Consider the following 25,088-nt stretch of genomic DNA (forward strand, 5'->3'; position numbering starts at 1 on the left):
GGTTCCGCGTTATGGCGCCTGGTGACCGACGCCGCGGTCGCCGAAGACGAGCAGATCGTTGCCGGCGCCCGGCAACGCAGCGGCGAGTGTCGGTGTTTCGCCGGACTTGGTGAGGTGGATCTGGCGGCGGAAGGTGCTGTCGCCACGATCGCGACGGAGCACGGTGCCTTCGGCGCCGACCAGCACCGCGCCGCCATCGGCCAGCGCAGTGCCACCCATCAGGCTGGCGCCGACGCCGCTGTCGACCTGCGTCCAGGTATCGCCGAGATCGTGCGACTCGAACACGTTGCCGCGCAGGCCGAACACGAGCACGTGGTCGCCTTCCCAACCCAGTGCGCCGAGCATCGAGCCCTGATAGGGCAACTTGCTGCGTTGCCACGTCGCGCCGTTGTCGCGCGAGCGGTACACGGTGCCGCGTTCGCCGACGATCACCAGGCCGCCGGACGCGGTGCGGGCGATGGCGTTGAGGTGCGGATCGGATTCTTCTTCCAGCGCGAGTTCGTCGGCGCTGAAGTTCCAGTCGTCTTCGGTCGCCGCATCTGCCGACGGCGTGGGCTCTGCCGCTTCGGGCTCCGCTGGCACGGCTGCCTCCGGCGCCGCGCCGGCTTCGCCGTGCAGCGACCGGGTGATCCAGGTCGCCCCGCCGTCGCTGGTTTCCAGCAGCAGCAAAAACGCGCCGACGGCATAGCCATGCTGGGCATCGGTGAAGAGCAGGTCGAGCACCGGGATGCCATGGGTCGGGTCGGTGTCCTCGATCGACCAGGGCGCCACGCGTTGGCGCGTCCAGGTCTTGCCGGCGTCCTTCGAATGCAGGATCACGCCATCGTGGCCCGCGGCCCACAGTGCATCGCCGACGGCCGTGAGCGTGGCGAGGGTGCTGCGGGTCGGCACGTTGGCGACCTGCTTCCAGCTTTGCCCATCGCTCGACAGCAGGACGTGGCCGCGCTCGCCGACCGCGACATAGCCGTTGCCGACGCGGTTGGCGTCGAGCAACAACGCCTGTGCGCTTTTCGGCATGACTTCGGTGGGGAGCAGGGCCAGGTCGGCAGCGGGTTCGGCTGCGCTGGCCGACAACACCAGTACGCTGGCCAGCGCTAGGCCCGGGAAGCGCAGGCGTGGAAGTGGATACGACATGGGTTCCCCTCTCGATGACCCGGCCCCTAGGATCGCGGCGCCGATGCGCGAGCGATGTCCGTCCATGGCGGCCGGGCGATGTTCAGCCTGCGGTGACTGCAGGTCGCGTGGTCGATCGCTTGTGGGAGGGGTTCCAGTGCGGCGGTCGCACGTCGCCCTGAAGCCCCTCCCACAAACCACCGTCAAAAAAGCCGGGCCTTCACATGGAAGGCCCGGCTTCGCGGATCAACGCACGCCGGAAGCGCGCAGGTTCTGTGGCGAATAGTCCGCCGGGCCGGTCACGTGCTTGAAGTCGCGCGGCCTTTCCTCGTTGTCGAGGAACATGCCGAGGTAACGGCCGGACTTCAGGTCGTAATGCACATCCGTGCCGGTCCAGAACAGCGGCACTTCGTAGTACTGGATCGGCAGCGATTCCGAGTAACGCCAGAGCTTGCCGGCACCGTCGTAGTGATCGATCTGCAGGATCTGCCAGCTGTCCTCGTCCAGATAGAACGTGCGGCGCGGGTTGATGTGGCGCATGCCCGGCTTGAGCGTCGCTTCGACCACCCACACGCGGTGCAGCTCATAACGCAGTTTGTCGGGGTTGAAGTGTCCTGGCTTGATCAGGTCCTTGAGCTTGCTGAGCTTCGCCTTGTACGCGTTGTACGGAACGTACATCTCCTTCTTGCCCACCAGCTTCCAGTTGTAGCGGTCCAGCGCGCCGTTGAACATGTCGTACATGTCGTTGGTACGCAGGCCGTCGGATGCCGTGCCGGGATTGTCGTAGGCGATGTTCGGTGCGCGACGCACGCGGCGCTGACCGGGGTTGTAGACCCAGGCTTGGCGCGGCGAGACCTTGTCGTTGATCGACTCGTGCACCAGGATCACCTGGCCGGCCAGGCGTGCCGGGCCCAGCACTTCCTGCTTGAAGAAGAAGCCGATGTTGTTGATGTTGTCGGAGGTGTTGCCCGGCTTGTCGTAAGGCGCCAGGTACTCCTCGCGGATGCGCACCATGTTGTAGGTGCCGCCCGCCGTCACCGGGGCTTGGTTGTCGAAGATCTGCAGCGAGAAGCCCTTGTACTTGAGCTTGTGGTTCCAGATCGCCTCGGCACCGGTTTTCGGTGTCGGGAACGGGATGCCGGCACCGGCACAGCCCTGCACGCCGGCGCTTTCCCCGACCAGCTTGCACGAGCCGACATTTTTCTCGGTGGCGTCATAGACGCGTTGCGGGAATGCGGCGGTGCGGTGGGTCGGATAGACGTCGACGCGATAGCCCTTGTACTTCGCCAGCATCGCCTTCAAACCTGCCGACAGCTTGTCGCCGTATTGCCCGGCGTTGGCTGCGGTGATCTGCAGGATGGGTTTTTCGCCGGCGAAGGGGTCGGGATGGTGCTGGCCCGACTTGTAGCCGGCCTGCGGCTTGGTCAGGCCGCCATTCCAGGCCGGAATCGAACCGTCGCTGTTGGCACCCTGGTCGGCGCCGACCGGGGTGGCGGCCAGCGCCGCTCCCATCGTCAGCAGGCAGGCTCCGCCCAGCACTGCGCTACGTGCGCCCAATTTCTGCATCTTGATGCTCATCGGTGTGCCTCCCAATTAGAACGAGTATTTGATGCTGGCCGATGCGAAATCGCGGTCAGCGATCTGGTTGTAGGGCTCGGCGCCACTGAAGCGGGTGTAGCTGATGTCGAAGACCCAACTGTTGAGGTAGTTCGCCTCCAGTCCCAACGTCAGCGACTTGCGGCCTTCGAGGAAGTTGCCACCTGGCCCCGGCGTGGTGCCGTGGACGTCGTGGTTGAAGGCGATGCGCGGCGCCAGGTTGACCGGGCCACCGAACACCGAGTTGTAGTCGGCGCGTGCGGCGAGGCGGTAGCCCCAGGAGAAGTCGGTGGGGAAGCCGCCGCTGGTCTGCGGGTTGCGCAGGCAGCCGCGGCGCAGGATGCCGGCGTTGGGAATCAACGGCCAACGTCCGGTGAGCGGATCCTGCGGACCGAAAGTGCCGGTGTCGGCGACGTCGCAGCCGCCGCCGGTATCGGTGCCTTCGCCTTCGAAGCGCAGTTGCGACTCATCCGGCATGTCGTTCACCTTGGTGGCGCCGATTTCCCCGACCAGCGAGATCTGGTCGGCACCGAGCACTTCGCCGAAGACCTTGGTGAAGGTCGACTGCAACTGGGTGACGTGGTAGCGGCCCCAGCCCTGGATGTACTGGCCCGGTGCGTACTGGCCGAGCTGGCTGTCGAACAGCATCGCCGGTGGCGCGCCCGACAGCTGCAACAGCGGATTGAGCGGGGTTAGGCCGGCGAACAGCAGTTCGACATCGTCGTACTGCAGCGGCATGTTCGGGCGGTAGCTCACTTCACCCTGGAAGGCGATGCCCCACGGCAGGTTGGTGTTCCAGCTCACGCCGTAGAGGTCGATGTTCTCGGGATATTCGATGACGACGCTGGCGCCACGGGTCGGTGCGCCGAAGCCCGCGCCACCCGGTGTGGTGCCGGGAGCGCCGGTCGCGGCGTAACCCGAGATCACCGGAAGGCGGCTGTGGTAGCGCAGGTAGTAGAAGCCGAACTCGGTGTCGCCCAGCGCCGGCACCAGCCAGTGCGCGGCGATGCCCCACTGGCCGCTGTCCTTGGCGTTGTCGTTGGGCCCGCGCTGGAACGTGGCGCCACACCCGACGCCGACCAGGCCGAGGGCCTGCTGCTGGATGATCGCCTCGGGCGTGCCGGCCGGAAGCCGGGCGCGGAACGCCTCGACGTACTGGGCCAAGCGATCGCTTTGCGACCAACCCGCAGGCGTGCCGGTGCAGACCTTGTAGTACAGCTCCGGGTTGTTCACCGGCTGCGGTGCGGTGCCGAAGCCGAGCATGGCGTAGGTGCCGCCCGGCGAGGCGAAATCGTTGGCGCTGAAGTAGGTGCCGGAAGCGTCGACTTCGACTTCTTCGAACTCGCCCAGGATCACGCCTTCGACGGAGAAGTTGTTGGTGACCTGGAACGAGCCCCACAGCGCATCGATCGGCAGGAACGCTTCCTTCAACTCGGCACCGGCCACGCGCAGTGCGGACAGGTCGACCGGGTTGATCACGTTGATGCCGTTGCTGATGAAGGTGCTCTCGCCCCAACTCACCACCTGGCGGCCGAGGCGTACGGTGCCGGTCTTGTCCTCGCCGTACTTGAAGTCTTTGTAGATGAATGCATCGAGCAGGCGGCCGCGTTCGCCCACGCGGTCCTTGGCGGCGCGAGTCAAGTCATCGCGGTCGGCGTTCTCGAAATCATAGAAATAGGTGCCGCGGGTGAACGCGCCCCAGCTCCGCCACTTCAGGCTCAGCTCGGAGGTGACCTTGATCGCGCTGGAGATCAGGTCGCCGTCGTCGTACTTGAGGTTGCCGTCGTCGCGGTTGCCCGAGAAGCGGCCGGGCGCGGCGATCTGCGACGGGCTGCCCGGGAACGTGGACGTGCCCAGCACCACTGCCTGGCCGCCGATCAGCGGATTGATCGTGGCCTTGCCGATCAGCCCCGGATCCTGCTCCTCCATGCGCTTGGACGCGCCGTAGGAGATGGTGGTGTCGAAGCTGCCTTCGAGTTCGCCCTTCTGGAAATCGATTGCATATGCGGCCGGTGCTGCGAGCAGGGCTGCGACCACCGCGATGGTCAGTGGTGCGCGGCGCGCGAGCGCCGGATTGCGTGCAAAGCTCATTTCATTCCCTCCCCAGGGCGTAACGCTTAGGCGTGCAGATAATGGTGGTATGTATTTACGTGCGCGTGCTCGACTCACATTGCGCCCCCGGATCGGGCGCTTGCGGCATCTTAGTTATGCCGTGTGCGGAAACGCAATGCTGTGGAGTATGGTGTTTCTGTACTGACCGGTAAGCGAAACACATCGCCATGCTTCGTACCGATCGCAGCGCTCACGAGATGACGATCAGGGATGGCAACGGCCACAATGCCGCCATGGACGCCATCGATCTGCTCGAAACCATCGAAGAGGACACCGGCCCGGATCCGCAATGGTCGGTGCTGTGGTTGCACGGGCTCGGCGCCGATGGCCACGACTTCGCGCCGATCGTGCCGGAACTGGTGCGACGCGACTGGCCGGCCGTGCGCTTCGTGTTCCCGCACGCGCCGGTGCGGGTGGTGACGATCAACGCCGGCATGCGTATGCGTGCCTGGTACGACATCCGCGACCTCAGCTTCGCCGCGAATGCCGACCGCGCCGATGCGGCGGGAATGGCAGCCTCCATCGCGCAGGTCGGCGCACTGCTGGACCGTGAGCACGCGCGCGGTGTCCCGGCCTCGCGCACGTTCCTCGCCGGTTTCTCGCAGGGCGGGGCGGTGACCCTCGCCGCAGGCCTCCGCCGCGGTGAACCGCTGGCGGGCCTGATCGCGTTGTCGGCCTACCTGCCGATGACGCAGCAGGCCGCGACCGCTGCAGTGCATGAAGCAGCAACCTCGCAACCGCTGTTCATGGCCCATGGCACCCAGGATCCGGTGGTGCCGTTCACTGCCGGCGAACAAAGCGCGCAACTGCTGCAACACCTCGGCTTCAACGTCGATTGGCATGGTTATCCGATGCCGCATGCGGTCAGCCCGGAGGAAATCCGCGACCTCGGCGATTGGATGGGGCGGCTCTTCAGCAAACGCGTATCTTCAGCAAATGATTGAACATTCTGTTCAACATTTGCGCGCCGAGTCCGGCATATGTCCGGACGATTCGGCGCATCCATGCGCCTCACCTTCGCTGCGCGAAGGTCAGTTGCACTGTTCGGCCGCGCTCCGGCGCGGCTCGTCAGCTTCGCTGCGCAAGCGCAGCACGCGGCCGCGGCGTTTCGCCACCGGCTGATGGACCCCGTGCCGCCGCGCGAGCCTTGGCTGCCGGACCTGTGCCGGCTGGGACGGTTGGCGACGATGCTCGGCGTGGCCGAGTTGGTGATCATCGTGATTGCGCTCGCGCCCGCCGCCGATGCCGAATGGACGCTCACCCGTTTCGCTTCCGCGAGCGGCTTCGCGTTGTGGCTGGCGCTGACGATCACGGTGCTGCTGTGCGTGTCGCGGGGGCAGTTGTCGCGCTTGACGCCGGCACTCGGCGGCACGCTGGCCGTGTCGATGGCGGCGCTGATTGCTGCCTGTGGCGCAGCGATGCTCTACGCCATCGACAGCAGCCTCGGCTATGGCCTAGTGGCGGAATCGGTGCGATTGCAGCGCTTCGCGCTCGGCAGCGCGGCGATCGCGGCGCTGATCGTGGCGATCGTGTTGCGCTATCTGTATGCGGTCGATGGCTGGCAGGCGCAGGTGCGCGCCAGCGCGCGCGCCGAGGCCGATGCGTTGCAGGCGCGGATCAAACCGCATTTCCTGTTCAACAGTATGAACATGATCGCGGGGTTGCTGCGGCGCGAGCCGGAGGTCGCCGAACGTGCGGTGCTGGACCTGTCCGACCTGTTCCGTGCCGCGCTCGGTGCCGGCAAGGGCGAATCGAGCCTGGCCGAGGAAGTGGAGCTGGCCGAGCGTTACCTGTCGATCGAACAGCTGCGCCTCGGTGAGCGCCTCCAGGTGCGTTGGCGTCGCGCCGAACCCTTGCCGTGGGACCTGCCGCTGCCGCGGCTCGTGCTGCAGCCCCTGGTCGAGAACGCGGTGTTGCACGGCATTTCGCGCATCCCGGCCGGGGGCAGGATCGATATCGAACTCAACGCCGACGCCGACACCTTGCAGATCAGCGTGCACAACCCGGCGCCGGCGCCGCGCGAACGCGAAAGCGCCGGGCCGGACATGTCAAACATGGGCATCGACGCGCGCGCCGGCAACCAGCACGCCCAGCGCAGCATCGCCCATCGCCTTACTTTCGCCTTCGGCCCGCGCGCACGGGTGACCGGGCGCTGGCACGAAGGCTACTATCTGGCCGAATTGCGGGTGCCGTTGCGTTGAGGATTTGCGTTTAGGGACGGAAGTCATGAAGGTGTCGTCATGAGAGTGCTCATCGCCGATGACGAACCGCTGGCGCGCGAACGCCTGCGCGACCTGCTTGCCGAGCAGCCGGGGGTGGAACTGGTCGCCGAGGCGGTCGACGGCCGCGAGGCGCTGCACGCCTGCGCAGAACACCATCCCGACCTCGTCCTGCTCGACATCGCCATGCCCGGCATCGACGGGCTCGAGGCCGCGCGCCACCTCGCTGCGTTCGAGCCGCGTCCGGCAGTGGTGTTCTGCACTGCATTCGACGCGCACGCGCTGTCGGCGTTCGAAGCCGCGGCGATCGATTACCTGGTCAAGCCGGTTCGCCCGGAGCGGCTCGCCGCCGCAATCGAGCGTGCGCGAACGTTCGCCGCTGGTCGCACGCATGCGGCGGTCTCGCCGCAGTCCGACCAGCGCCGCACGCACCTGTGCGCGCGCCTGCGCGGCAGTCTGCGCCTGATCCCGATCGAGGACGTGCATTACCTACAGGCCGAGGAAAAATACGTCGTCGTCCACCACGCCCGTGGTGAGGATTTGATCGAGGAATCGCTGAAGTCGCTGGAAGAGGAATTCGGTGAGCGCTTCGTCCGCATCCACCGCAACTGCCTGGTGGCGCGTCACGAGATCGTCGAGCTGAAGCGCGGAGCTGACGGGCATGTGCAGGCGGTGCTGCGGCATGGGGCGCATCCGCTCGAGGTCAGCCGGCGCTGCGTGGCCGGCCTGCGCGAGACGGTGAAGCACCTGTAGGGCCGCTTGTTGTGCTCGTCATCCCCGCGAAGGCGGGGATCCAGTGACTTTGCCCTGCTTCTGCCTTTGCCCTAGCTCGTCATCCCGGCGGAAGCCGGGATCCATTTTGACTTTGCCCTTTGCTTTTAAGGGCAAGAGCATTCCACTGCTGCGCAGCGGGTCACTTTTCTTTGCTGGCCCAAAGAAAAGTAACCAAAAGAAATGGCCTCCTTTGCAAGAGCACACCCTGTGGCGTGGAGGTTACGGAGATTTTTCGACTCGGCATCCATGCCTCGGTCGAAAAACGGCGCACGTCCTGTGCGCCGCCCTTCGGGTTATGTGGCTGCTCGATGTTCGGGCTTTTCTTCGAAGCAGAGCCTGGGTGCTTGGCGGATAATGGCGGCATGAAGACGCTGCGCATCGCTACCCGCAAAAGTCCGCTCGCCCTGTGGCAAAGCGAGCACGTCGCCGCGCTGCTGCGCGCCGCGCATCCTGGGCTCACGGTCGAGCTGGTGCCGATGAGTACCCGTGGCGATGAGGTACTGGACCGTTCGCTGGCCGCGATCGGTGGCAAGGGCCTGTTCCTCAAGGAGCTCGAGCTCGCCATGCAACGCGGCGACGCGGATTGCGCGGTGCATTCGTTGAAGGATGTGCCGATGGTGCTGGAGCCGGGCTTCGCCTTGGCGGCGATCCTGCAGCGCGCTGATCCCGCCGATGCCTTCGTCAGCAATCGCCATGCCAACATCGATGCGCTCCCGCAGGGCGCCGTCGTCGGCACGTCGTCGCTGCGGCGGCAGGCACAGTTGCGTGCACGCCGCCCCGATCTCGACTTGCGTGACCTGCGCGGCAACGTCAACACCCGCTTGTCCAAACTCGATGCCGGCGATTACGACGCGATCGTCCTTGCCTGCGCCGGGTTGCAGCGCCTGGGTTTCGATGCACGTATCCGTTCACGCCTGACGGCACCGCACTGGCTGCCGGCGCCGGCGCAAGGGGCGATCGCGATCGAATGCCGTGACGACGACGCGGCAACGCAATCACTTTGTGCCGCGCTCGATCACGCTGACACGCGCACTTGCGTCGAAGCCGAGCGTGCAATGAACCGCGCGTTGCACGGCAGTTGCCACGTTCCGGTCGCGGCGTTGGCGCAACTCGACGGCATGCATCTGCATTTGATCGGGCTCGTGGGTTCCGCCAGCGAAGGCCGCGTCGTGCGTGCGCATGCACAGGGCCGAGGCGACGCGCCGGAATGCCTGGGCCTGGAAGTCGCCGAAAAACTGCTGGCGCAAGGCGCACGCGAATTGATCGGCGCAGTCGATCAGTGATCGACTGCTTCAGTAATACAGCGTCACCATGTGCTTCGCTTCGGCGAAGAACAACCAGCGCTCGACGAACGCTCCCGCAAGCGCGCTGATCGCCGCAATCGCGAACCATGGCGCCGCATCGAGGTGCACGAACAGCCACACCGGCAGCATGCACAGGATCGGCACCACCGCGAATAGCGCGACTGCAAGCAGGCGCATCCGCTTCGAATGCTTGCGCGCGACCACGAACGCCATCTCGCGGGTCAGGTAGTTGGCTTCGGTGTGCGGTCGTTCGAAGACGGTCACCTGGCGTTGCGGCAGACCGACCGCATCGCCGCGCGTCGCCGGCAACGGCACATCGACGTCGCGCCAGTAGCGTCGCTTCAGCAGCCACAGCGCGACGGCGAGCCCGACGGCGACCATCGCCGGGCCATTCTCGAGCCTGGTGCCGCGGTAGGTGTCGATCGCCATCAGCAGCAACCCGCCCGTCAGCAGCGCGAACAGCAGGTAACCCGGCACCACCAGGCGATGCCCCCAGGCCGGGATCGGCTTGAGCGAGGCATAGATCATCGCGGTGCAAACGACCGTGATCGCCGCGAGTCCAGCCAGCGCGACGCAGAGCGTGACGCTGAAAAAGTCGAGCGGAATCGAGTACACGCCCTCATGCACGTCGAGCAGTTGCGCGAAGGCGAGCAGACCGAACATCAACGCAGGCACGTAAGTCGCGAGGGCGGCAACACCTTCGCGCGACAACCAAGAAGTCCGCCATTGCGAGAACGCACGCCAGGCCCGTGCCGGCTTGCCGAGGTGCAACAGCGAGCTGAGCAGGCCGGCAGTGACCAGCACCAGCGCCAGCAGGGTCGCGATCCACAAGGACCAGGGATGCATGCGGCCGCCAAGCGTGGCCAGCGCACTCCAGAACAGCAGGCCGTAGCCCGCGCCCGACAGTGAGGTGAAAAAGATGACCGACAGGGCGGGATGCATGGAAGACGCTTACTCGAGCACGACCGCGGTGCCGGACGCCGACACCATCAGCATGCTGCCCCCGTCCTGGACCTGGATGGTTTCGTAATCCAGGTCGACGCCGACCACCGCATTCGCGCCGACTTCGCGCGCCTGCTCGATCATGTCGTCGATGGCTTCCTGCTTGGCCTTGCGCAGTACTTTTTCGTAGCTGCCGGAGCGGCCGCCGACGAGGTCGCGGATGCCGGCGAAGAAGTCGCGGAATATGTTCGCGCCGAGGATGGCGTCGCCGCCAACGAGACCTTTGTAGTCGACGATGCGGCGGCCTTCGATGCTGTGCGTCGTGGACACCAACACAATGGGCTTGTTCATGCGGTTTCCTTAGCGTTTGAGGATGCGGTCCAGCCAGCGCTTGGGTGTGGCATCGGCTTGGGTCGATTCGACGACAGCAACTTCATCGCCACCGGCACGGCGCGGTCGCGGCGGCAGGTAGCGGTTGACCGGGGCATAGCCGAGCTCCGGCAGCAGCGCGACACCACCACGCTCGGCCACCAGCTTCGACACCTTCGATTCGGGATCGCCGAGATCGCCGAAGTGGCGCGCGCGGGTCGGGCAGACCTGCACACAGGCCGGTTCGCGTTCGGCTTCCGGCAAATTCTCGTTGTAGATGCGGTCGACGCACAGCGTGCATTTCTTCATCACGCCTTCGACTTCGCTGTACTCGCGCGCGCCGTACGGGCAGGCCCACGAGCACAGCTTGCAGCCGATGCACTTGTCCTCGTCGACCAGCACGATGCCGTCCTCGGCGCGCTTGTAGCTGGCGCCAGTCGGGCACACGGTGACGCAGGCCGGGGTTTCGCAGTGCAGGCACGAACGCGGGAAATGCAGCGTCATCGCCGGCTGCGCGGCTTCCGCGGCGATGCTGCCGGACGAAGCACATGCCGTCGTGGCCGCGACTTCGTAACTGTGCACGCGGTTGAACCACACGCCCGAGGGATCCTTGCCGTACGGATTCTGGTCCGTGACCGGGCCGGCGACGCCGCCGGCATTCCATTCCTTGCAGCCCACTGCGCAGGCATGGCAGCCGACGCAGGTATCGAGGTCGATAACGAGCCCGAGTTTCTTTTTCGACGGTGGCGGCAGATCGGTCATGGGTTGGCTGCCTAGGCGCTCGTCTTGCTGCGGTGGACACGGTTGCGGAGGTCCGCGCCGTAGCGCAGCGGTTGTTCGTTGGCTTCGGCGAATGGCAGCGGCGCGAACTGCGGATCGCTGGCTTCGCGCGCCTCGACCTTGCGGATGTTCACGCGCAGGTCGAACCACGCCGCCTGGCCGGTGACCGGGTCGGCGTTGGCGTAGTCGCCCTTGGGCGTGATGTCGGAAATCAGATGGTTGAGCAGGAAACCCTGGTTCGACTCGGGCGCATCCTTCGCCAGCTTCCACGCGCCCTTGCGCTTGCCGATCGCGTTCCAGCTCCACACCGTGTCTGGCTGCACGTTCGCCGCGAATTTGGCTTGCACGCTGATCGTGCCGTGGTGCGAGGCGACCTCGACCCACTCTTCGTCGGCGAGGCCGTACTTCGCGCCGGTGTCAGGGTGCAGGTACAGCCAGTTGCGCGTGGCGATCTGCCGCAACCAAGCGTTCTGCGAGCCCCAGGCGTGGTACATGAACATCGGCCGCTGCGTGACTGCGTTCAATGGAAACGTCGTGCGGCTGGTCTGGTCGTGTTCGAACGGCTCGTACCACAGCGGCAGCGGATCGAAATACGTGGCGACGCGTTCGCGGTGTTGCAGCGGTGGTTGCAGCGCCCCATGGCCCTGCGCCGCGAGGCGGAACTGCTGCAGCGTTTCCGAATACAGCTGCAGCACGATCGGCGTGGTGCTGGCGACGAAACCGAACCGCTGCGCCCATTCCAGATAACCGCGGTTGGCCATCTTGTAATAGCGTGCGTGCTCGGGAATGGACTCGTGCCAGAACCCGCCGTTGGCGATGTAGCGCTGCAGCTGTTCGGGATTCGGCGCGCCCTTGCCCGACTGCGTGCCGTCCTCGCCGCGCCAGCCAGCGAGCAGGCCGACACCGGGCGCGCGTTCGTGGCGGACGATGTAGTCGGCGTAGTCGCGGTACGCAGGCGAGCCGTCGGCATGGACCATGCCCGGCAGGCCGAGCCGTGCGCCAAGGTCCAACAGCACCGACTGGAAGCCGCGCACGTCGCGCGCACTGCCGTCCTGTGCAAGCTGCGTGGCCGGATCGAACACCGGGTGGCGGATCGCATCGCTCACCGCGTCGGCGTCAGAGATCGGCCGGTCCAGCAGCGAGATCGCGTCGAAGCGTTCGAGGTAGGTCGTGTCCGGCAGTACCAAGTCAGCGTAGGCGACCATCTCGCTGGCGTACGCGTCGCTGTAGATGATGCGCGGGATCTTGTATTCGCCGTTGGCATCCTTGTCGGTGAGCCACTGCATGGTCTCGCGCGTGTTCATCGCCGAGTTCCAGCTCATGTTGGCCATGAACATCAACAGGGTGTCGATCCTGTAGGGATCGCCGGCCCAGGCGTTGCGGATCACCGTATGCAGCATGCCGTGCGCGGCCAGCGGATAGGCCCACGAATAGGCGTGGTCGATGCGGCGCGGCTGTCCTTCCGCATCCACCAGAAGATCTTCCGGCGCGTGCACGAAACCAAGCGGGGCGGCATCGAGTGCGCCATTGTCCTTGCGGGTCTTGCCCGGACGATTCACCGGCGGAATGGGCTTGGGGAACGGCGGCTGGTAGCGGAACGAACCCGGCGCATCGACTGCGCCCAGCAGCATCTGCAGCACATGCAACGCCCGGCAGGTGTGGAAGCCGTTGCTGTGCGCGCTGATGCCGCGCATCGCATGCATCGCCACCGGGCGGCCAACCATTTCGCTGTGCTCGCGGCCCCAGCTGTCGGTCCAGGCGATGGGCAGGCTCAGTTTGCTGTCGAACGCGGCCGCGGCGAGTTCGCGCGCGATGCGCCTGATCGTGTCGGCGGGAATGCCACAACGTTCGCTGACAGCATCCGGCGAATATTGCGGATCGAGGTAGCGTTCGGCCAGCAACTGGAACACCGGCACTGCGATGCGGCCATCGGAAAGGGTGTATTCGCCGACTACTGCGGGCGAAATATCGATCGCGTCCGCGCACGCTTCTGCTCCCTCCCTTTCGCGCAGCGAAGGGGAGGGCTGGGGAGGGGTGCTCTTTGCCTGTGCTGCTCCAGAAGCAAGATCAAAAGCGACCCCCTCCCAACCTCCCCCTTCGCTGCGCGAAAGGGGAGGAGTGGAAGCGTCACGGTCCCAACACAACACGCGTCCGTCGATGTCGCGCGCGAACAGCCCATCATCGGCACCGCCCGGATTGCGGACGACCAGCCAATGCGCATTCGCATAGCGCACCAGATAGTCGAGATCGATCCGGTCCATCCGCAACAACTCGTGGATCAACGCGAACGCGAACAGGCCATCGGTCCCGGGACGGATGCCGATCCACTCATCGGCGATCGCGCCATACCCGCTGCGCACTGGATTGACCGCAACGATCTTGGCGCCGCGCCCTTTGAGTTTGCCGAGACCGAGCTTGATCGGATTGGAATCGTGGTCTTCGGCCACACCCCACAGCATCAGATACTGGGTGTGCTCCCAGTCGGGTTCGCCGAATTCCCAGAAACTGCCGCCGAGCGTGTACAGGCCGCCCGCGGCCATGTTCACCGAACAGAAGCCGCCGTGCGCCGCGTAGTTGATGGTGCCGAACTGCTGCGCCCACCAGCCGGTCAGCGCCTGCGACTGGTCGCGCCCGGTGAAGAAGGCGAGTTCATCCGGATTGCGTGCGCGGATCGGCGCCAGCCATGACGTGGCGAGCTGCAGCGCCTCTTCCCACTCGATCTCCTTGAATTCGCCGCTGCCGCGCTCGCCCACCCGGAGCAGCGGTTTGCTCAGCCGCGCCGGTGAGTAGTGCTGCATGATCCCTGCCGAGCCTTTCGCACACAGCACGCCACGGTTGACCGGGTGCGCGGGATTGCCCTGGATGTAGCGGATCTTGCCGTCGGCGAGCCACACCTTGATGCCGCAACGGCACGCGCACATGTAGCACGTGGTCGTCTTGACCTCGTCGCCTGGCGAGGCCGAATAGTTGATGACGGGTTCGGAGGGGGCCTGCTCGCGCATGCCGCGCATTGTGCCGCGCCGCGGTAAAACTAGCACCCCCACTGCTTCCAGCGCGCCGCCGCGCTCCTTGCAATCCACTCACGAGCTGTTCTTGCCCGTATTGCGGGGTTGCGGCAGTGTGACTATGCGATTACTGCGGCGGATCGATCCGGATCGTCGGATCGTTGATGCGCGAATAGCGGATCGTGGTGGTGCTTGCCTGGCCGTTGAGGTTGCCGTCGACGCGGATCTGCAGCGGATAGCCGCTGCCGCCGATCCACATCGTCACGTCGGCCGGATGCGGCTCGGTGTGGTGGACGAGATATTTCCGCGCCGACACGCCGTCGACGGACTCGCTGCCTTGCGACTCGACGGTCATGGTCGCGGCGCTCTTGTCCATGTTGGCCGGATCGCGCCACTGGGTCAGCGTGCCTTTCGGCATCGGCACCTTCATCGTGCGGCCTTCCATGCTCATGTACATGGTGTCGCCGATGATGACCTGGGTGCCCATCGGCATCTTCATCCGGAAACGGTCCGGGGCGACGAAGTCGACTTCGTTGGTGATCGCGCCGCGAGGCCCGCCGTCCATGTGCATCGTCGCGTGGTAGCTCCTCACCCCTTTGAATTTCTCGACGCTGGCCAGGATGTCGTCCTTCGGGCTCGACAACGGCTTCAGTGACGCAGCGGCGGCTGCGACGGCATTGGTCGAGGCGGGTTCAGTCGCCGTCGCCGGAGTATCCCCACCGGCGGCATTCGCGGCAGGTTTGCAGCCGATCAGCGCGAGGACGCCGAGAAGAACCAGGGAAGAAGTGTGTCGGGACATGGGTGGCTCCGGCGGAAGGTTCGCCAATAAGTACGCATGATGGCGACCGGATCGGTCAGTCGCTGGGCCTGCTAACGCTATCCATGCGTTAGCGCGCCCCAACTTGCGCATAATTGGATGCATGGACCGCTACGAACGCATCAACGCCCTGCATCGCATCCTCAAGTCGGCGCGCTACCCGGTGACGGTGCCGCGGTTGCAGGACGAGCTCGGTTGCTCACGCGCCACCGTCTACCGCGACCTCGCCTTCCTGCGGGATGGCTTGATGGCGCCGGTGACCGGTGACGGCGAAGCCGGCTTCCGCTACGACGCCAGCGAAGGCGGTCGCTTCGAACTGCCGGGGCTGTGGCTGAATTCGGAAGAATTGCACGCCTTGCTGGCAGCGCAGCAGTTGCTGTCGCGCAGCGGTGGCGGTTTGCTGTCGAGCGCGCTGGCGCCGCTGCAGCAGCGCGTCGAGAAGCTGCTGGAGGAACAGGCCGGCGGCAAGCGCTGGCCTGTGGAACGGGTGCGGGTGATTGCCAGCCGTCCGCGCAAGCTCGACGAGCATGCGTTCCGCGCGGTCGCCTCGGCGGTGCTCGGCCGCAAGCGGCTCAGCTTCGAATACCGCGCACGTTCCACCGATGAGAAAACACGGCGCACCGTCTCGCCGCAACGCATCACCCACTATCGTGACAACTGGTACCTCGATGCCTGGGACCACGATCGCGAAGCGCTACGCAGTTTCGCCGTCGATCGCATCGCTACGGCGAAGATGCACGACGATGCGGCGCGCGATATCGGCGAAGCCGAACTCGACGAGCACCTCGCGTCCAGCTACGGCATCTTCTCGGGCCCGCCGAAGGGGTGGGCGACGATCGTGTTCAGCGCCAAGGCCGCGCGCTGGGTCGCCGACGAGCGCTGGCATTCGCAGCAGCAGGGCCGCTTCCTGTCGGACGGCCGCTACGAGTTGAAGCTGCCTTACAGCGGTACTCGCGAACTGCTCATGGACGTCCTGCACTACGGCAGCGACGCTGAGATCGTCGAGCCGCCGGTGCTGCGCGAACAGGCGCGCGCGTTGCTGCAACTGGCGATGAGCCATTACGACCGGTGATGGCACCCGCTGACGCACCGAAGATCGGAAGCGGCGAGAAAGTCGCGCTGGTGCTGGGCGCGGGCGGTGCGCGCGGGCTGGCACAGATCGGCGTGATCGAAGCGCTGCAGGCGCGCAATCTGAACATCGTCGCCATCGCCGGTTCCTCCAGCGGCGCGTTGGTCGGGGGCCTGCATGCCGCCGGGAAGCTGGGCGTGTATCGCGATTGGCTGCTCGGTCTTGATCGGCGCGCAATGCTGCGCCTGCTCGATCCGGGGTTTGGCCAGCCGGCGCTGTTCAGTGGACACCGCCTCATCGCCGCACTGCGCGAACTCGCCGGCTCGCCGCGCATCGAAGACCTGCCGATCGATTTCACCGCGGTCGCGGTTGACCTGCTGCGCCAGCGCGAAGTGTGGCTGCGCGAAGGCGACCTGTGGGACGCGATCCGCGCCTCGATCGCGATCCCCGGGCTGTTCACGCCTTACGAATTGCACGGCCGCGAACTGGTCGACGGTGGTTTGCTCGCACCGTTGCCGATCGCAGCGACGCGCCTGTCCGACGCGCACCGGCTGATCGCGGTCGATATGCATGGCTGGCCGCAGCGGCCGCCTGGCGAGCCGGCTGAAGAAGAGCCGGCACCAGGCGGCGGGTTATCCTGGCTGAGCGGTTGGTGGCGGAACCACGAAGGGACCGAGGTCGCGCCTGCCAGCAAGACGAGCAACCGTCTCGGGTTCACCGAGGTGATGGCGCGCTCGCTCGACACCATGCAGGCGCAGATCGCGCGCGTGCACCTGGCCCTCGACCCGCCGGAACTGGTGATCCGGATCCCGCGCGATGCCTGCCAGTTCTACGAGTTCTGGCGCGTCCGGGAGCTGGTCGCGATCGGCCGCACCGAGGCCGACAAGGCGCTGGACGCAGCCGGGTACTGAACGAGTCGACTGGCGTCGCAGCTTTTGAGAAGGCCCCGCGGGAGGCTGTGCTTCCTGGTTCTCACGTGGAGCACTGCCATGCCGAACTTCGTTTCCCGTACGAACACGCCATCGCCCGTCGATTCGCGCCTGGAGCGCGCCTTGCGCCGCATCGTCCTGTGCGGCGTGTTGGCGGTCCTGCTGCTGCCGGCCGCGCGCGGCGCCAATTTCTGGATTGGCGCACTGCCGCTGTGGCTGCTCGCGATGCCGGCCAGCGCCTGGTGGGCCTTGCATCGTTTCCGCTTGCCGTCATGGCCGTCCGCGGCCAGCGAACCAGCCCGGCGCCGCCGCCGCACCCAGGCGCAGGCCCGCCGGCGCGCGCTGCCGGTCGTCGCAGCAGCGGCACGCTTGCGTGCGGCCTGAGTAACGCCCTGACCTTCGACAGGGCGCGATCCGGACCGGGCGTGCTAGCGTTTCCGGCTCGCCCACCGGCCGGAACTCGCCCATGCCCAAGCTTTCCAACGCCTGCCATGCCCTCGGTATCGCCGCCGGCCTCGCTGCCGGCGCCATCGCCCTCGACGCCAATGCGGAGGACGCCATGCCTGCCACAGGCGCGACCGACCCGTATCAATGGCTCGAAGACGTCACCGGTCAGAAACAACTCGACTGGGTGCGCGTGCAGAACGCGAAGGCCGAAGGCGAACTCGCCAAGACCGCTGAGTTCAAGCAGCTCGAAGCCGACATCCGCGCGATCCTGGATTCCGACGCGAAGATTCCCGCGGTCGAAAAAATCGGCGCGTACTACTACAACTTCTGGAAGGACAAGCAGCACGAACGCGGCCTGTGGCGACGCACGACGCTCGCCGAGTACCGCAAGGCCAAGCCGCAGTGGGAAACGGTGATCGACCTCGATGCGTTGAACAGTGCAGAGAAGGAGAACTGGGTCTGGCATGGTGCCGATTGCCTAAAGCCGGCCTACGAACGGTGCCTGATCGCGCTCTCACGTGGCGGTGCCGATGCCGATGTAACCCGCGAGTTCGACCTCACGACGAAAAGCTGGATCAAGGACGGTTTCTTCCGCCCCGAGGCCAAGGGCGGCCTTGGCTGGATCGATCGCGACAGCGTCTATGTGTATACCGACTTCGGCGCCGGTTCGATGACCGAATCCGGCTATCCGCGCATCGTCAAGGAATGGCAGCGCGGTACACCGATCGAGTCGGCGAAGGTGGTGTACGAAGGCAAGGTCGATGACATGTACATCGCCGCGTCGCGTGATCATTCGCCCGGTTACGAGCGCGATTTCGTCAGCCGCACCATCGCGTTCTACAACGACGAGCTGTATCTGCGCGAAGCACATGGATGTGCGAGTGGCACGGGCGCAGGATGCGCAGGAGCGCCCGGAAAGGACGGCGCGCTGACCAAGATCGATGTGCCGAATTCGGCCAACAAGTCGGTGCACAACGCCTGGTTGACGCTGGAATTGCGTGAGCCGTGGGCGGTTGCTGGCAAGACCTACGCGGCCGGCTCATTGCTTGCCGCGCGGTTCGACGACTTCATGGCCGGCAAGCGCGAGTTCGACGTGCTGTTCACGCCGAGCGAAACCACCTCGCTGGCAAGCTTCTCCTGGACGAAGAACCACCTCGTCCTCAACGTCCTCGACGACGTCAAGAACAAGTTGTCGGTGTTGACGCCGGGCGCGGAAGGCTGGAAGACATCCGCGTTTGTCGGCGCGCCGACGTTCGGCACCCTCGGTGTCGGTGCGGTCGACGCCGACGAGAGCGATGCGGTGTGGCTGACGGCGACCGATTACCTCACGCCGACCACGCTGGCGCTGGCGGACATTGGTAAAGCGCCGGAAGTGCTGAAGACGATGCCGACGTTCTTCGATGCCTCGAAGCACGTGATCGAGCAGCACTTCGCCACCAGCAAGGATGGCACCAAGGTGCCGTATTTCCTGGTCCGGCCGAAGGACCTCAAGCTCGACGGCAAGGCCCCGACGCTGCTGTACGGCTACGGCGGTTTCGAGATCTCGCTGACCCCGGGCTACTCCGGCGGCGTCGGCAAGGGCTGGCTGGAGAAGGGCGGCGTGTACGCGGTGGCGAATATCCGCGGCGGCGGTGAGTACGGGCCGCGTTGGCATCAAGCTGCGTTGAAGGCCAATCGCCACAAAGCGTATGAAGACTTCGCCGCGGTCGCGCAGGATCTGGTCGCGCGCAAGATTACTTCGTCGCAACACCTCGGCATCCAGGGCGGCAGCAATGGTGGCCTGCTCACCGGCAACATGCTGACGCAGTATCCGGAGTTGTTCGGTGCGGTCGTGGTGCAGGTGCCGCTACTCGACATGCAGCGCTATCACAAGCTCCTGGCCGGCGCGTCGTGGATGGCCGAATACGGCGACCCCGACACCGACGACTGGAAATTCATCCAGACCTTCTCGCCTTACCACCTGGTCGGCGCGAACAAGGACTATCCGCCGACGTTGTTCATGACCTCGACCCGCGACGATCGCGTCCATCCCGGACACGCGCGCAAGATGATGGCGAAGATGCTCGAGATGGGGCACGACGTGCGCTATTACGAGAATATCGAGGGCGGACACGGCGGCGCGGCGAACAACGCGCAAGCCGCGCATATGAATGCGTTGGCCTACACGTTCCTGTGGGATCAATTGAGCAAATGAGGATCCTGTCCGTCCTGCCCGCGCAGGCGGGCATCCAGTACTTGTCGTTGCGTCCTGACCAACCGGACCCATCTAAATGAAACCGTCCCTTTTCCTGCTAGCTGCCACTTTCCTGATGACTACGTCCAATCCGATTTCTGCCGCCGACTCCGGATCAAGTCCGGGGCAGGCTCTGGCGCCACCCGATGTCACCAAGAAGCCGCACGTGGTGAAGGCCCCGCACGGCGCCGAGCGCAACGACGAGTACTACTGGCTGCGCGACGACGATCGCAAGAATCCCGAGATGCTGGCTTACCTCAATGCGGAGAACGCCTACGTCGACGCGTTCATGGCACCGTTGAAGCCGCTCGAAGACAAGGTCTACGAGGAAATCATCGGCCGCATCAAACAGGACGACAGCAGCGTGCCGTACCGACTGCGCGGCCACTGGTACTACAGCCGCTTCGAGACCGGGCAAGACTATCCGATCTACGCACGACGCAAGGGCGAGATGGAGGCTGCCGAGGAAGTGCTGCTCGACGTCAACGTCATGGCGAAGGGCAAGGACTACTTCAGCGTCGGTGATTGGGAAGTCAGCCAGGACAACACGCTGCTGGCCTGGGCCGAGGACGCCGTCGGCCGGCGCCAGTACACGATCCGGATCAAGAACCTGGCCACCGGCGAGGTCTACGCCGACGAGATCAAGGGCGTGAAGCCGGACCTGGTGTGGGCTGACGACAACAAGACGCTGTTCTACATCGAGAACGACCCGGAAACGCTGCTGACCAAGCGGGTGAAGAAACACGTGCTCGGCACCCCGGCCAGCGCGGACGTGCTCGTGTACGAGGAGCAGGACGACAGCTTCTACATGGACATCTCGCGCACGCGCGACGACAAGTTCATCGTCATCGGCGTGAGCAGCACGGTGTCCGACGAGTTGCGCTATGCGCCGGCGAGCGATCCGCAACAGTTCACGGTGCTGGCGCCACGCGCGCGCGACGTCGAGTACGACGCCGACCACCACGGCGGACGCTGGGTGATCCGCACCAATGATGGCGGAGCGAAGAACTTCAAGCTCGTGACCGCGGCCGATGGTTCGAAGTCGCGCAGCGAGTGGAAGGAATGGGTGGCGCATCGCGACGACGTGTTCATCGATGGCCTTGAACTCTTCGACGGCTTCACCACCATCGCCGAGCGTTCCGATGGCCTCGAGCGCCTGCGCGTGCTCAAGCCCGATGGCACCGAGGAATATGTAAAAGCGGACGAGCCCGCGTATTCGATGGGCCTGTCGGTCAATGCCGAACCGGGCACCGAGTGGCTGCGCTACACCTACACCTCGATGACCACGCCGGCCACGGTGTACGAGCTGAACACCAGGACCGGCGAGCGCAAGCTGATGAAGCGCGAACCGGTGATCGGCTACGACCCGGCGCAGTACGTCACCGAGCGCCTGTGGGCCACGGCGCGCGACGGCACCAAGGTGCCGGTGTCGCTGGTGTACAAGAAAGGCTTCGAGAAGAATGGCAAGGCCGCGCTGCTGCAGTACGCCTACGGCAGCTACGGTGCGTCGATGGACCCGGGTTTCAGCCTGTCCGTGGTGAGCTTGCTCGATCGCGGCATGGTCTTCGCGATCGCGCACATCCGCGGCGGCCAGGAGATGGGCCGGCACTGGTACGACGACGGCAAGCTGTTCAAGAAGAAGAACACCTTCACCGATTTCGTCGACGTCACCGACTTCCTGGTGCAGGAAGGTTACGCGGCGAAGGGTCGCGTCGCGGCCCAGGGCGGCAGCGCCGGCGGCCTGTTGATGGGCGCCGTCGCCAACATGGCCCCCGACAGGTACCGGGTGATCCTGTCGCAGGTGCCGTTCGTGGACGTAGTCACCACCATGCTCGACGCCAGCATCCCGTTGACCACCAACGAGTACGACGAGTGGGGCAATCCGGAAAAGAAGGATTACTACGACTACATGCTGTCGTATTCGCCCTACGACAACCTGAAGGCGCAGGCCTATCCGGCGACCTTCGTCGGCACCGGCCTGTGGGATTCGCAGGTGCAGTACTACGAACCGGCCAAGTACGTAGCGCGCCTGCGCGACGTGAACACGTCCAAGCTGCCGCTGCTGTTCCGCACCAACATGGATGCCGGCCACGGCGGCAAGTCCGGGCGTTTCCGCAGCTATCGCGAACGCGCGGAGATGTACGCGTTCCTGCTCGACCAGTTGGGCGTGGCGACGAAGTAACCGAGTGCGCGGGGCTTGCTCCGCGTCACGACGGTGACGGCATACTGCGCGGCATGGATGACACCCCCATGGCGCGCAGTCGTTTCCGTTGGGCCTGGTGGCTGCTGGCTTACCTCAGTTTGGGTCTGGGACTGATCGGCATCGTCGTTCCCGGTTTGCCGACGGTGCCGTTCGTGTTGCTGGCGGCCTTCGCCGCCGCACGCGGGTCGCAGCGACTGCATCGGTGGCTGCTCGCGCACCGCCAGTTTGGTCCGGTCATCCGCGATTGGGAGACGCAGGGTGCAGTCAGCCGCCGTGCCAAGTGGCTGGCGACGATCATGATGTCGGCCTGCGCGGTGATCATGTTCCTGACTGCGCCGAAGACGTGGATGGCCGCCACCGGCACCGCGATCATGGCCGTCGTCGCCGCATGGCTGTGGCGGCGGCCGGAGCCGCATTGAGCTCACGGCGTGCCGCGCTACACTGGGCATATGAACACCAATTTCAAAGCCGGCACACTCATCGCCGCACTGATCGCGTCGTCGCTGCTGCTGTCCGGCTGCGGCAACAAGGGCCCGCTGGTATTGCCGACCGCGCCGGTTGAAGTGCCGCCGCCAGAGGCAACGCCAGCCGAGGCAGCGCCTGCCGCCGAGCCCACAACGGACGCGACCGCGCCAGAGGCACCGACGCCGGTGGAAGAGGGACAGCCCGAAGCAGAGCCGGCCACGCCACCCAGCGACGACGGGAATGGCTGAGCGCACCACCGGCCTTCGCTTCAGCAAGATGCAGGGCGCGGGCAACGATTTCGTCGTGCTCGACCTGCGCGACGGTATCGCACCGCCCTCGCCGGAGCTGAGCCGCACGCTCGCAGACCGCCACTTCGGTGTCGGCTGCGATCAGATCCTCACCATCGAACCGCCGCGTTCCGAACAGGCGATCGCGTCGTATCGCATCTGGAACGCCGATGGGTCCAACGCGCAGCAATGCGGCAACGGTGCACGCTGCATCGCCGCGTGGCTGGTGCGCGATGGTGCCATCCACGGCGACAGCTTCACACTCGACAGCCCCACCGGAACGCACGTGGTGACGCGTCTGCCCGGCGATCGTTACGCCATCGCCATGGGTGTGCCGCAGTTCGCGCCGCAGGCGGTGCCGCTGCTCGGCTATCACGATGCGCAGGACGAGTACGCACTCGATATCGATGGCGGCGCCGTGCACTTCGGCGCCGCATCGATGGGCAATCCGCATGCGCTGGTCGAAGTGAACGACATCGCCACGGCGCCGGTCGAAGTGCTCGGCCCGGCGTTGCAGGCGGATGCGGCATTTCCACAGTCGGTCAATGTCGGGTTTGCCGAAATCGATGCGCGCGATCGCATCCGCCTGCGCGTGTACGAACGCGGCGCCGGCGAAACGCTCGCCTGCGGCAGCGGTGCCTGCGCCGCCGCCGCCATCCTGATGCGGCGTGGCCGCGTCGATCGCGAGATCACCGTGTCGTTGCCCGGCGGCGATTTGCAGATTGCATGGCCGGAGGATGGCGCATCGATCGTGATGGCCGGGCCGGCCGCATTCGTTTTTGAAGGGGAATTCATTGCATGAGCGATACCACGGAAAAACTGAGCGCCCATGAAGTCGCCGCCTGGTTGCGCCGGCATCCGAAGTTCCTGCAGCAGTTCCCCGATCTTGCGATCAGCATGGTGGTGCCGCGCGACAACGGCCCGGCCGCATCGCTCGCGAGTTACCAGCTGGAAGTGCTGCGCGACAAGAACCGCGAACTCTCGCGCCGCCTGCAGGAGCTGTTCGCCAATGCGCAGGAAAACGAACGCCTCGCCGTGCGTACGCACCAGCTCACGCTGGCGCTGATGCGCCAGACCACGGCTGCCGACACGCTGCGGGCGATGGTCGCGAGCCTGGCCGAGGATTTCCAGGGCGACCTGGTCCGCGTCGTGTTGTTCGAGCCAGTGGCCGGCCTCGACGATGATTGGTTGCAGGTGATCGACGAAGACGACCGGCGCCTGGCGGCATTCCACGATGCGCTCAAGGACGGTGAACCGATCTGCGGCCGCCTGCACCCCGATAAGCACGCGCTGCTCTACGGCATGCGCGCAGAGGATGTGCAATCGAGCGCGTTGCTACCGATGTCTGGCGTCGGCCTGGTCACGGTCGGCAGTCGCGACCCCAACCGCTTCTTCCCGGGCATGGGCACGCTGTTCCTGCGCATGATGGGCGAGGCGCTGGCGGTGGCGTTGCGCAGGTTCGATGGCTAAGACGTCGCCGGTCGAAGACTTCCTCGCCCACCTGCAGGTCGAGCGGCGCATGTCCGCGCATACGCTCGACGCCTATCAACGCGATCTGGCCGCACTCGCCGAGTGGTCGGACGCACAAGGCGCTGACATCGCCGCGTTGCAGACCGAACAGCTGCGCGCCTTCGTCGCCGCGGAACACCGCCGCGGCCTGTCGCCAAAAAGCCTGCAACGACGCCTGTCCGCGTGCCGCAGCTTCTATCGCTGGCTGCTCAAACACGGCCGCATCGCCGCAAGTCCCGCCGATGCGATCCGCGCCCCGAAAGCTCCGCGCAAACTGCCGCAGGTGCTCGATGCCGATGAAGCCTCGCGCCTGGTCGAAGTGCCGACCGACGTGCCGCTCGGCCTGCGCGATCGCGCGCTGCTGGAATTGTTCTATTCGTCGGGCCTGCGTCTGAGCGAGCTGTGCGCGCTGCGCTGGCACGACCTCGATCTCGCCAACGGGCTCGTGACCGTACTCGGCAAGGGCAACAAGCAACGCCGCGTGCCGGTCGGCTCACACGCGCGCGCTGCACTCACGGCTTGGCGCGACGAGCAGAAACCCGCGAGCGACGCGCCGGTCTTCCCGGGGCGCAACGGCCCGATCACCCCGCGCGCGGTGCAACTGCGCCTGAAGCAGCTGGCGATCAGGCAGGGCATGTTCAAGCACGTGCATCCGCATCTGCTGCGCCACAGCTTCGCCAGCCACGTCCTCGAATCCTCTGGCGACCTCCGCGGCGTGCAGGAACTGCTCGGCCACGCCGACATCGCCACCACCCAGATCTACACCCATCTCGACTTCCAGCACTTGGCCAAGGTCTACGACGCCGCGCACCCGCGCGCCAAGCGCAAGCGCTGATCTCTCTCTCCTGTTGTGGGAGCGGCGGGGGGTGGCGAGGGGGTGGCGCACAGGCCACGCCGCGCCCCGCGCGCACCCCC

General features: G+C 65.8%; 22 protein-coding genes. 14 read left to right on the forward strand and 8 right to left on the reverse strand.

The features are described 5' to 3' along the window. Window positions 1-9: 9 nt before the first annotated feature. From MO486_RS09475 to MO486_RS09485, 3 genes are all read right to left on the reverse strand, one after another. Complete coding sequence (locus MO486_RS09475; protein ID WP_242906647.1) at window positions 10-1,134, reverse strand: YCF48-related protein; 1,125 nt, start codon at window positions 1,132-1,134, stop codon at window positions 10-12. Window positions 1,135-1,359: 225 nt separating this feature from the next. Then, entirely contained in the window at window positions 1,360-2,691 is a 1,332-nt protein-coding gene (locus tag MO486_RS09480; RefSeq protein WP_242906649.1) for a DUF1329 domain-containing protein, read from the reverse strand. Between the two features lie 15 nt (window positions 2,692-2,706). After that, complete coding sequence (locus tag MO486_RS09485; RefSeq protein WP_242906651.1) at window positions 2,707-4,800, reverse strand: DUF1302 domain-containing protein; 2,094 nt, start codon at window positions 4,798-4,800, stop codon at window positions 2,707-2,709. A 254-nt stretch (window positions 4,801-5,054) separates the two neighbouring features. On the opposite strand from MO486_RS09485, the gene MO486_RS09490 reads away from it, so the two are divergent. The 4 genes from MO486_RS09490 to hemC all read left to right on the forward strand — a co-directional run bounded on the left by MO486_RS09490 (window position 5,055) and on the right by hemC (window position 9,097). Further along, on the forward strand, window positions 5,055-5,765 hold the full coding sequence (locus tag MO486_RS09490; protein WP_242906653.1) for a carboxylesterase: 711 nt from the start codon (window positions 5,055-5,057) through the stop codon (window positions 5,763-5,765). 177 nt (window positions 5,766-5,942) lie between these two features. Then, window positions 5,943-7,022: a histidine kinase gene (locus tag MO486_RS09495; protein WP_242906723.1), complete on the forward strand. Its 1,080-nt coding sequence runs from the start codon at window positions 5,943-5,945 to the stop codon at window positions 7,020-7,022. 39 nt (window positions 7,023-7,061) lie between these two features. Continuing rightward, a complete protein-coding gene (locus MO486_RS09500; protein ID WP_242906655.1) occupies window positions 7,062-7,793 on the forward strand; it encodes a LytTR family DNA-binding domain-containing protein in 732 nt (243 codons plus the stop codon). A gap of 383 nt (window positions 7,794-8,176) precedes the next feature. After that, complete coding sequence (gene hemC, locus MO486_RS09505; RefSeq protein ID WP_242906657.1) at window positions 8,177-9,097, forward strand: hydroxymethylbilane synthase; 921 nt, start codon at window positions 8,177-8,179, stop codon at window positions 9,095-9,097. A gap of 9 nt (window positions 9,098-9,106) precedes the next feature. Here the strand turns inward: hemC and MO486_RS09510 are convergent, their stop codons facing one another. The 5 genes from MO486_RS09510 to MO486_RS09530 all read right to left on the reverse strand — a co-directional run bounded on the left by MO486_RS09510 (window position 9,107) and on the right by MO486_RS09530 (window position 15,013). After that, the gene (locus tag MO486_RS09510) at window positions 9,107-10,060 is read right to left on the reverse strand and encodes a DmsC/YnfH family molybdoenzyme membrane anchor subunit (RefSeq protein WP_242906660.1); all 954 of its coding nucleotides are present in this window, start codon (window positions 10,058-10,060) and stop codon (window positions 9,107-9,109) included. Between the two features lie 9 nt (window positions 10,061-10,069). Then, on the reverse strand, window positions 10,070-10,411 hold the full coding sequence (locus MO486_RS09515) for a heavy metal-binding domain-containing protein (protein WP_255746514.1): 342 nt from the start codon (window positions 10,409-10,411) through the stop codon (window positions 10,070-10,072). Window positions 10,412-10,420: 9 nt separating this feature from the next. After that, on the reverse strand, window positions 10,421-11,191 hold the full coding sequence (locus MO486_RS09520; protein ID WP_305037364.1) for a 4Fe-4S dicluster domain-containing protein: 771 nt from the start codon (window positions 11,189-11,191) through the stop codon (window positions 10,421-10,423). An 11-nt stretch (window positions 11,192-11,202) separates the two neighbouring features. Then, window positions 11,203-14,211, reverse strand: a complete 3,009-nt coding sequence (locus MO486_RS09525; protein ID WP_305037365.1) for a molybdopterin oxidoreductase family protein — start codon at window positions 14,209-14,211, stop codon at window positions 11,203-11,205. Window positions 14,212-14,341: 130 nt separating this feature from the next. Then, the gene (locus tag MO486_RS09530) at window positions 14,342-15,013 is read right to left on the reverse strand and encodes a hypothetical protein (protein WP_242906662.1); all 672 of its coding nucleotides are present in this window, start codon (window positions 15,011-15,013) and stop codon (window positions 14,342-14,344) included. A 121-nt stretch (window positions 15,014-15,134) separates the two neighbouring features. Here MO486_RS09530 and MO486_RS09535 point away from each other — a divergent pair, with 121 nt between their 5' ends. The 10 genes from MO486_RS09535 (at window position 15,135) to xerC (ending at window position 25,008) form a co-directional block, all read left to right on the forward strand. Beyond that, complete coding sequence (locus MO486_RS09535) at window positions 15,135-16,103, forward strand: YafY family protein (RefSeq protein ID WP_242906664.1); 969 nt, start codon at window positions 15,135-15,137, stop codon at window positions 16,101-16,103. Then, window positions 16,103-17,011 (forward strand): patatin-like phospholipase family protein, encoded by a 909-nt coding sequence (locus tag MO486_RS09540; RefSeq protein ID WP_242906666.1) that lies wholly within the window; start codon window positions 16,103-16,105, stop codon window positions 17,009-17,011. Before MO486_RS09535 ends, MO486_RS09540 begins: the two co-directional genes overlap by 1 nt. Before the next feature lie 78 nt (window positions 17,012-17,089). Next, window positions 17,090-17,413, forward strand: a complete 324-nt coding sequence (locus MO486_RS09545; protein WP_242906668.1) for a hypothetical protein — start codon at window positions 17,090-17,092, stop codon at window positions 17,411-17,413. An 82-nt stretch (window positions 17,414-17,495) separates the two neighbouring features. Continuing rightward, window positions 17,496-19,670, forward strand: a complete 2,175-nt coding sequence (locus tag MO486_RS09550) for a prolyl oligopeptidase family serine peptidase (protein ID WP_242906670.1) — start codon at window positions 17,496-17,498, stop codon at window positions 19,668-19,670. A gap of 76 nt (window positions 19,671-19,746) precedes the next feature. Then, window positions 19,747-21,891 (forward strand): S9 family peptidase, encoded by a 2,145-nt coding sequence (locus MO486_RS09555; RefSeq protein WP_242906672.1) that lies wholly within the window; start codon window positions 19,747-19,749, stop codon window positions 21,889-21,891. Window positions 21,892-21,959: 68 nt separating this feature from the next. Then, window positions 21,960-22,331, forward strand: a complete 372-nt coding sequence (locus MO486_RS09560) for a YbaN family protein (protein ID WP_242906726.1) — start codon at window positions 21,960-21,962, stop codon at window positions 22,329-22,331. Window positions 22,332-22,361: 30 nt separating this feature from the next. Next, window positions 22,362-22,625 (forward strand): lipoprotein, encoded by a 264-nt coding sequence (locus tag MO486_RS09565; protein WP_242906674.1) that lies wholly within the window; start codon window positions 22,362-22,364, stop codon window positions 22,623-22,625. After that, window positions 22,618-23,466, forward strand: a complete 849-nt coding sequence (gene dapF / locus MO486_RS09570) for a diaminopimelate epimerase (RefSeq protein ID WP_242906676.1) — start codon at window positions 22,618-22,620, stop codon at window positions 23,464-23,466. Before MO486_RS09565 ends, dapF begins: the two co-directional genes overlap by 8 nt. Beyond that, window positions 23,463-24,134: a DUF484 family protein gene (locus tag MO486_RS09575; protein WP_242906686.1), complete on the forward strand. Its 672-nt coding sequence runs from the start codon at window positions 23,463-23,465 to the stop codon at window positions 24,132-24,134. Before dapF ends, MO486_RS09575 begins: the two co-directional genes overlap by 4 nt. Next, window positions 24,127-25,008, forward strand: a complete 882-nt coding sequence (gene xerC / locus MO486_RS09580; protein WP_242906688.1) for a tyrosine recombinase XerC — start codon at window positions 24,127-24,129, stop codon at window positions 25,006-25,008. The genes MO486_RS09575 and xerC overlap by 8 nt, the downstream gene beginning before the upstream one ends. Window positions 25,009-25,088: the final 80 nt, after the last annotated feature.

It is taken from the genome of Lysobacter sp. CFH 32150 (assembly GCF_022758295.1).
Lineage (GTDB): Bacteria > Pseudomonadota > Gammaproteobacteria > Xanthomonadales > Xanthomonadaceae > CFH-32150.

Bases quoted from the DNA above. Each gene is read 5' to 3' on its own strand.
- MO486_RS09490 (WP_242906653.1), top strand. From the start codon at position 5,055: ATGGACGCCATCGATCTGCTCGAAACCATCGAAGAGGACACCGGCCCG.
- MO486_RS09545 (WP_242906668.1), top strand. From the start codon at position 17,090: ATGCCGAACTTCGTTTCCCGTACGAACACGCCATCGCCCGTCGATTCG.
- hemC (WP_242906657.1), top strand. From the start codon at position 8,177: ATGAAGACGCTGCGCATCGCTACCCGCAAAAGTCCGCTCGCCCTGTGG.
- MO486_RS09540 (WP_242906666.1), top strand. From the start codon at position 16,103: ATGGCACCCGCTGACGCACCGAAGATCGGAAGCGGCGAGAAAGTCGCG.
- MO486_RS09515 (WP_255746514.1), bottom strand. From the start codon at position 10,411: ATGAACAAGCCCATTGTGTTGGTGTCCACGACGCACAGCATCGAAGGC.
- MO486_RS09475 (WP_242906647.1), bottom strand. From the start codon at position 1,134: ATGTCGTATCCACTTCCACGCCTGCGCTTCCCGGGCCTAGCGCTGGCC.
- xerC (WP_242906688.1), top strand. From the start codon at position 24,127: ATGGCTAAGACGTCGCCGGTCGAAGACTTCCTCGCCCACCTGCAGGTC.
- MO486_RS09485 (WP_242906651.1), bottom strand. From the start codon at position 4,800: ATGAGCTTTGCACGCAATCCGGCGCTCGCGCGCCGCGCACCACTGACC.
- MO486_RS09520 (WP_305037364.1), bottom strand. From the start codon at position 11,191: ATGACCGATCTGCCGCCACCGTCGAAAAAGAAACTCGGGCTCGTTATC.
- MO486_RS09500 (WP_242906655.1), top strand. From the start codon at position 7,062: ATGAGAGTGCTCATCGCCGATGACGAACCGCTGGCGCGCGAACGCCTG.
- MO486_RS09555 (WP_242906672.1), top strand. From the start codon at position 19,747: ATGAAACCGTCCCTTTTCCTGCTAGCTGCCACTTTCCTGATGACTACG.
- MO486_RS09525 (WP_305037365.1), bottom strand. From the start codon at position 14,211: ATGCGCGAGCAGGCCCCCTCCGAACCCGTCATCAACTATTCGGCCTCG.
- MO486_RS09535 (WP_242906664.1), top strand. From the start codon at position 15,135: ATGGACCGCTACGAACGCATCAACGCCCTGCATCGCATCCTCAAGTCG.
- dapF (WP_242906676.1), top strand. From the start codon at position 22,618: ATGGCTGAGCGCACCACCGGCCTTCGCTTCAGCAAGATGCAGGGCGCG.
- MO486_RS09560 (WP_242906726.1), top strand. From the start codon at position 21,960: ATGGCGCGCAGTCGTTTCCGTTGGGCCTGGTGGCTGCTGGCTTACCTC.
- MO486_RS09565 (WP_242906674.1), top strand. From the start codon at position 22,362: ATGAACACCAATTTCAAAGCCGGCACACTCATCGCCGCACTGATCGCG.
- MO486_RS09510 (WP_242906660.1), bottom strand. From the start codon at position 10,060: ATGCATCCCGCCCTGTCGGTCATCTTTTTCACCTCACTGTCGGGCGCG.
- MO486_RS09480 (WP_242906649.1), bottom strand. From the start codon at position 2,691: ATGAGCATCAAGATGCAGAAATTGGGCGCACGTAGCGCAGTGCTGGGC.
- MO486_RS09550 (WP_242906670.1), top strand. From the start codon at position 17,496: ATGCCCAAGCTTTCCAACGCCTGCCATGCCCTCGGTATCGCCGCCGGC.
- MO486_RS09495 (WP_242906723.1), top strand. From the start codon at position 5,943: ATGGACCCCGTGCCGCCGCGCGAGCCTTGGCTGCCGGACCTGTGCCGG.
- MO486_RS09530 (WP_242906662.1), bottom strand. From the start codon at position 15,013: ATGTCCCGACACACTTCTTCCCTGGTTCTTCTCGGCGTCCTCGCGCTG.
- MO486_RS09575 (WP_242906686.1), top strand. From the start codon at position 23,463: ATGAGCGATACCACGGAAAAACTGAGCGCCCATGAAGTCGCCGCCTGG.